Source organism: Hymenobacter agri (genome assembly GCF_054778495.1).
The window spans coordinates 1-6,384 of the sequence record NZ_BAAGZM010000223.1 but is presented as its reverse complement, the minus strand read 5'-3'; the positions used below and the strand labels follow the sequence as shown (position 1 = coordinate 6,384).

General features: G+C 62.5%; 4 protein-coding genes. 3 read left to right on the top strand and 1 reads right to left on the bottom strand.

Going from position 1 to position 6,384, the window contains the following annotated elements; translation table 11 throughout:
• Together ACYVDE_RS12200 and ACYVDE_RS12195 are read left to right on the top strand one after the other, a co-directional pair.
• Positions 1-1,399: SulP family inorganic anion transporter (locus ACYVDE_RS12200; RefSeq protein ID WP_460501823.1), on the top strand; the 1,399-nt coding region annotated here is incomplete at its 5' end.
• 193 nt (positions 1,400-1,592) lie between these two features.
• A complete protein-coding gene (locus ACYVDE_RS12195) occupies positions 1,593-2,339 on the top strand; it encodes a carbonic anhydrase (protein ID WP_460501822.1) in 747 nt (248 codons plus the stop codon).
• Positions 2,340-2,535: 196 nt separating this feature from the next.
• On the opposite strand, the gene ACYVDE_RS12190 is transcribed toward ACYVDE_RS12195, so the two are convergent.
• The gene (locus ACYVDE_RS12190; RefSeq protein WP_460501821.1) at positions 2,536-5,019 is read right to left on the bottom strand and encodes a M1 family aminopeptidase; all 2,484 of its coding nucleotides are present in this window, start codon (positions 5,017-5,019) and stop codon (positions 2,536-2,538) included.
• Between the two features lie 252 nt (positions 5,020-5,271).
• Here ACYVDE_RS12190 and ACYVDE_RS12185 point away from each other — a divergent pair.
• On the top strand, positions 5,272-6,384 hold a 1,113-nt coding region (locus ACYVDE_RS12185), incomplete at its 3' end, for a TonB-dependent receptor plug domain-containing protein (RefSeq protein WP_460501820.1).

The following is a 6,384-nucleotide window of genomic DNA, read 5'->3' as shown; positions in this document are numbered from 1 at the left end:
CTCGGCGGTGAGCGTGAGCGGGCCGGCGGCCGGCCTCACGGTGGTAGTGCTATCGGCGATTTCGACGCTGGGCTCGTGGCCGGCAGTGCTGGCCGCAACGGCCGTGGCGGGCGTTATTCAGATTGGGCTGGGGCTGGCGCGGGCAGGCATCATTGCGCTGTATTTTCCGGCGGCCGTTATCCGCGGCATGCTGGCGGCCATTGGCATTATTCTGATTCTGAAGCAGCTGCCGCACTTCTTCGGGGCCGATGCCGACTATTTTGAGGACATGAATTTCCTGCAGTTTAATGGCCTGAACACGTTCTCGGCCATTGGCGCGGCCATGAAGGGGCTGAGCCCCGGCTCGGTCTTGGTGGGCGTGGTGTCGCTGGCCATTCTGCTGCTCTGGAACACGGCCCCGGTGCGGCGGCAAGCGTGGTCGCGGCTGGTGCCCGGCGCGCTCATTGCCGTGCTGGCCTCGGTGGCCATCAACTACCTGCTGAAGAAAGTGGCCCCCGACATGCAGGTGCGCCCCGAGCACCTCGTGAAGCTGCCCGTAGTAACCTCGCTCAGCCAGCTGGCCGGCGAAATGACCTTCCCGGATTTCAGCGTGCTGCGCAACCCGGCCACCTACGGCGTGGCCTTCACCATTGCCATTGTGGCTTCGCTCGAAACGCTGCTCAGCGTGGAGGCCGTCGACAACCTCGACCCGCAGAAGCGCCACACGCCCACCAACCGCGAGCTGCTGGCCCAGGGCGTGGGCAACCTGGTGAGCGGCCTGCTGGGCGGCCTGCCGCTCACGGCGGTGATTGTGCGCTCGTCGGCCAACATCGCGGCCGGGGCCCAAACCAAGCTCTCGGCCTTCATCCATGGCCTGCTGCTGCTCACGAGCCTGCTGTTCCTGGGCGCGGTGCTGAACCTGATTCCGCTCTCGGCCCTGGCCGCCGTGCTGCTGATGGTGGGCTTCAAGCTGACCACGCCGGCCCTATACCGCAAGCAGTGGCAGCTGGGCTGGGCACAGTTCACGCCGTTCATCATCACCATCGTGGCCGTGCTCTTCACCGATTTGCTCAAGGGCGTGAGCATCGGGTTGGTGCTGGGCTTTTTCTTTATTCTGAAAGACAACGCCAAGGCCGGTTCCTACCTGCGCCGCGACGACTCGGACGACCATTCCGAAACGCCTGACGCGCCCCTACACCTGCGCCTGCCCGAGCACGTGTCTTTCCTTAACAAAGCCAGTATCGTAACCACGCTCGACCAACTGCCCCACAACAGCCGCGTCATTCTCGACGGCTCGCGCTCCGACGTGATTGACCACGACGTGCTCGAAGCCATCGAAGCCTTCCGGCAGGCCGCCCCGGCCCGGGGCATCGACCTGGAACTGCGCGGCATCCGGCAGGTAGCGCTGGGCGCGCACTAAGCGGCACCCCCGGCAAAACGATTGAGCACGGCCGAACGTAGTACCAGAGCCTCGTTTCGACAACCCGAATAGGCGCTACCTTGCGCCATATAGTTTTACTGTTGCCGGGCAGTTTAGTTTAGGCACCGGCACTTTTAAAAATCAGGTGTCGGCTTCGGCAAGCACACGGTTTTCAACTTCCTTATTTTTCACTATGGCTGGACTCAGCACAATCCTCGAAAACAACAAGAAATGGGTGTCGGACCGCAATGCGAAAGACCCCAATTTTTTCAAGAACCTGGCTAATGGCCAGAAGCCGAAGTACCTGTTCATCGGCTGTTCCGACTCGCGGGTGCCGGCCTCGGGCATTACGGGCACGGGCCCGGGCGAGATGTTTGTGCACCGCAATATTGCGAACCTGGTTGTACCAGCCGACATGAACCTGCTGAGCGTGCTGCAGTACGCCGTGGAAGTGTTGGGCGTGCAGGACATTCTGGTGGTGGGCCACTACGGCTGCGGTGGCGTAGCGGCGGCGGCGGCCAACAAGCAGTATGGCCTGATTGATAACTGGCTGGTGAACATTCGCGACGTCATTCGCCTACACGAAGCCGAGTACTTGCGCATCAAGGACGACGCCCAGCGGGCCCGCCGCCTCGTGGAGCTGAACGTGATTGAGCAGGTGCGCAACCTGGCCAAAACCAACATCATCCAGAACGCCATGCGCGGCCCCAACCCGCCCCGCCTGCACGGCCTCGTATACGACATAGCCGACGGCGTGCTCAAAGACCTGAACGTGGACGGCGACGACGTGATTGTCGACATGGAGCACATTTACGGCACCGAAGCCGCCATTGCCGAAACGGGTCAAAGCGACGAGGACGCCAACTCCTACAACGGCCCCAAGCACGACCCTGCTCAAGAAGTGGTGGCCGATAAGAAAGTGGTTGCTGAGAAAAAGTAAGCGACCTCCCACGCGCTGTTTTCTCCTGCGTATCTGCCAACCACCCAACGAAAAAGCCCTGCCGCATTACGCGGCAGGGCTTTTTCGTTTATCCGAAAGAACGTCATGCTGAGCTTATCGAAGCATCTATCCGGCAATAGTAAATGAATTACTTGCGCGGTGGAGATGCTTCGACCAGCTCAGCATGATAATTCCGCTACTTCGCGGCCTGAATGGCGGCGGTAGCCTGCTCTACGGCCTGCTGGGTAGCGGCGGCTTGCGGGCGGCTGGCCTGGGCCTTGGCAATTTCCTGCAGCAGGTTCAGCACGGGGCGGTCGGCGCCGTACATCTTGTATTTGATGGCCAGGTCCTTGAGGCGGGTCACGCCCTCGTTGATGGAGGCGGCATCGTCGAGGCGGCCGGTGATGGTGGCCAGCGGTTCCATCATGCCGAATTTACCCTGTGCGCCGGCGGCATCAAATTTGTCGCGTACGAACGCCCACTGGGCCTGGCCGCCAGCCTTGGCGTACACTTCCGTCACGGCCTGGGCCAGGGCGTCGTTGCTCTCGTTCTCGAAGGATTTGGCGCGGGCGAAGCCCTGGGCGGGCTGCACGGCAGCCAGGCCCCGCAGCGCGGCCGACTGCACGGCGTAGGACTGACTATTAAGCTGCTGGCTGAACAGCTTTTCGTCTTTCTTATCCTTCAGCTGGGCCAGCGAGGTAAGCACCTGGGCCAGCACCACCGTGTTTTTCTCGGTGGCGGCCAGCTTGCGCAGCGCCGGCGCGGCGGCTTTGGCCACCGCTTTGTCGTCCATCTTCAGGGCCTGCACGGCCGCGCCGCGAATGGCGTAAAACTTATCGTTGATAGCGGCCAGCAGCGTGGCACGGTTGGCGGCCACGGTCTGGTCTTTAGCGGCGGCCGCTACGGCCTCACGGCGGTCGACGTACAGCGGGGCGTGGGCGTACTGGTAGGCAAACTCGGAGGCCGACTTGTTATCGGTTTTCAGCCAGAGCGTTTTTTTGCGGGCGTCCACGTTCACCAGCTCGGGCTTGGCGGGCAGGGCCATGGTGAAGGTCTGGGTGGCTTCGGTCATGGTCACGGGCTGGTGCATCACCTTGCCGTTCACGTAGTAGTCGATGGTGAAGGGCAGGCGGAACGTTTGGCCCTGCTGGGTCTGCTTCACGGTCACGGTCTGCTCTTTCTTGGCCGCGTCCCAGCCGTAGTCGATGGTCACGACGGGGTGGCCAGGCGAGAAGTACCACTGATTGTAGAACCAGTTCAAATCCTGGCCCGACACGGCCTCGAACGCCAGGCGCATCTGGTGCGCCTCGCCGTTGCCAAACTTATTATCCTGCAGGTATTTCTGCAGGCCGGCGAAGAACACGTCGTCGCCCAGGTAGGTGCGCAGCATGTCCACGATGGCGCCGCCCTTCTGGTAGCTCACCAGGTCGAATACTTCCTCTTTGTCGTCGTAGTGGAAGCGCACCAGGTTTTTTGCCGCGTCGCGCGGCGAACTGAGGTAGCGACGCAGGTAGGTGTAGTAGTGGGCATCGGCGGCGTCCTGGCCGTACTTGTGTTCGGCGTAGAGGCCTTCGGAGAAGTCGGCCATCGACTCGTTCACGGTGATGTTGGACCAGCTTTCGGCCGTCACGTAGTCGCCAAACCACTGGTGGAACAACTCGTGGGCAATCACCGATTCGCTGCTGTACTGGCGGTCGAGCAGCTCGCGGTCGGTCATCTGCACCTGCTCGCCGTGCAGGGTGGCCGAGGTGTTTTCCATGGCGCCGCTCACGTAGTCGCGGGCCACAATCTGGCTGTATTTATTCCACGGGTACTCCACGCCGAGGCGGTTAGAGTAAAACTCCAGCATGTCGGGCGTGTTGCCGAAAATCTGTTTGGCGAAGGGGGCGTACTTGGGCTCCAAATAGTAGCTCACTTCCTTGCCGCGCCAGGTATCGGTGGTTTTTTTGAAGTCACCCACCGCCATCATGAACAGGTAGGGGGCGTGCGGCAGCTCCATCTTCCACACGTCGGTGCGCAGGCCGGGGCCGGCGGGCGTGCTGCTCACCAGCTTGCCGTTGCTCAGCGTGGCGTATTTGCTGGGCACGGTCATGCTGATTTCCTCGGTGGTTTTCTGGTTGGGCCGGTCGATGGTGGGGAACCAGGCCGACGAGCCTTCGGTCTCGCCCTGCGTCCAGATTTGCACCGGCTTGCCCTTCACGGTCGAGTCGGGATTGATGAAATACAGGCCTTTAGCGTCGGTGATGGCGGCCGAGCCTTTCACTTTCAGCTCGTCGGGCTTAGCCACGTAGTCGATGTACACGGTGTACTCTTCGCCGGGCTTAAAGGTGCGGCCCAGGTTGATGTACAGGTTCATGCCATCGGCGTAGTTGTACTTGAGCGGCGTTTGCGAGCTGCCGTTCATCAGGGTCACCGTGTTGATGTCCATACCCTTGGCGTCGAGGCGCAGCGAGTCGGTGGGGTAGGCGTGGGGCTTGAGGGTAATCCAGGCCTTGCCGGGCATATGGCGCTTGGCGTAGTCGAAGCGCACGTCGAGCTTGGTGTGGACCAGGTCGTTAATCTTGGTGGCCGAGGCGCGGTAGGGCGACTCCATTTTGCCGGCCGGCGAGGTGGGGGCCTGCGCGAAAGCCGGCGAAGTGGCCGCCAAGCCCAGCAGGCCCAGCGCAAAAAGGTGCTTCATAGTGAAACGAGGGGTGAGTGAAAATCAATTTCGCGCGAAGGACGCGGCGGCCCGGGCAACGTTGCCTGTCGCGGTGGGCGAAAGTAGCGCGAACTTTTAGTTCGCGTCTCGCCGCGCAATGGCGAAGACGGAAAGGCATCATAACTGCGCAATTGCCGCAACGACCATTCGCGGCTCGGCCGCGAGACGCGAACTAAAAGCTCGCGCTACATGCGCGGCCGTAGCTTTGTACCCTCACCAACCTACTAAAGCATGCGACTTACGCGCTACGCTACTCCGCTTTTCTGCACCCTTTTCACCGCTAACGCCCTCGCCCAAAGCACCCCGGCCGACAGCACCCCGGCCGACAGCACCAAGGCCCTGAACGAAGTGACCGTGTACGGCACCCGCCTGGCCCAGGTAGCCGGCCAGACGGGCCGCTACGTCACCGTCGTGTCAGGCCGCACGCTGAGCCAGTACCCAGTGGCCTCGCTCGATGACTTGCTGCGTCTGCTGCCGGCCATTGAGATGCAGAGCCGCGGCAACTTCGGCACCCAGGCTGACATCACGCTGCGCGGCTCCACCTTCAACCAAGTGCTTATTCTACTCGATGGCATGCGGCTGAACGACCCGCTCACGGGCCACTTTGCAGGGTATTTGCCCATTACGCCCGCCGAGATTGAGCAGATTGAAGTAGTGCGCGGCCCCGGCGCGGCCCTCTACGGCCCCGATGCCGTGGGCGGCTTCGTCAACATCGTCACCAAAACCTTCGCCGCCACCCACCGGCCCGATGGTGTGGAAGTGGGCGGCACCTTCCTGGCCGGCGAGTACGACCTCAAGAGTACCAACGCCGGCTTCTACGGCCAGGACAAAGGCCTGCGCCTGGCGGGCGGTATCCTCAACAACACCGCCAGCGGCCAGCTGTTGAGCCTGCCCGGCGGCGGGCGCAACGACTTCAAGCTGAATACCTACTCGCTGTCGGGCGCTTATCAGATTACCGATAAATTCAGCGCTGCCGCCCGCGCCAGCTTCGACCGGCGCGACTACAACGCCCAGAACTTCTACACTACCAACGCCGGCGACCGCGCCCGCGAAGTCACCTCGCGCGACTGGTACCAGGGGCAGCTGCGCTACGACTGGAACGGCCGCGCCCGCACCGAATTGCAGCTGGTGGGCAGCTCCAGCTCCGACAACTACCAGTATACGCCCGCCTCGGTGGCCAGCAGCCACCTCATGTACTACCTCAACGTGCAGGGCCAGCACCAGCTGCGCCTCTCCGACAAGGTGCAGCTCACCCTGGGCGGGCAGGCCGACCGCCGCCGCGTGCGCAGCAACGACCAGGGCATTCATGCCGTGTGGCACCAGGGCGCGTTTGCCGTGGCCGGC

Coding starts and splice junctions, on each gene's coding strand:
- ACYVDE_RS12195 (WP_460501822.1), top strand. CDS start 1,593: ATGGCTGGACTCAGCACAATCCTCGAAAACAACAAGAAATGGGTGTCG.
- ACYVDE_RS12190 (WP_460501821.1), bottom strand. CDS start 5,019: ATGAAGCACCTTTTTGCGCTGGGCCTGCTGGGCTTGGCGGCCACTTCG.